Genomic DNA, 672 nt, shown 5'->3' on the forward strand with positions numbered 1-672 from the left:
GGCAATACGCTATGGGCGCTGGTCGGTGAATCTATCATTTTATGGCTGGTACATTATTTGGTACTGCGCGGCGTTAAGCAAGCGGCATTTATCAACTTGCTGGCGACTTTGGCAAAAAGCTTACCGCTCATTGCTTTTATTGTGTTTGCCTATTATGCCTTTGATATGCAGACCTTTAATGCTGACCGCGCGGGAACGACGTTGGACGTACCCTTTATGGAACAGGTCAAAGGGACAATGCTGATCACCCTATGGGTATTTACGGGTATCGAGGGCGCGATTGTCTTATCGCAGCGTGCCAAGAAACGCGCTGATATCGGCCGCGCTACTTATATCGGTGTGTTGTGTGCGCTGGTGTTGTATGTTGCCATTACCCTGCTCTCTCTCGGGGTCATGAGCCGTGTGGATGTGGCGGCTCTCAGCAACCCATCGATGGCAGGTATCATGACGCAAATGACAGGCAGTGTGGGTAAATGGGTCATCAGTATTGGGCTTATCGTCTCGGTATTGGCCTCTTATCTTAGCTGGATTCTTTATTCTGCCGAAGTGCCGTTTACCGCGGCGAATTACAATGCGTTTCCACGCATCTTTACCAAGCAAAACGCCCAAGGCACGCCAACGGCTTCGCTCATGCTGACTAGCTTGACCGTGCAGCTTTGCTTACTGATGATC

Annotated in this window: 1 protein-coding gene; it reads left to right on the plus strand. The window is 50.4% G+C overall.

Translation table 11 applies throughout. From position 1 onward, the window contains the following. Positions 1–672: amino acid permease (locus ACS8FC_RS18000; RefSeq protein WP_439297795.1), on the plus strand; the 672-nt coding region annotated here is incomplete at both ends.

The organism is Psychrobacter sp. 1Y4, assembly GCF_051847555.1.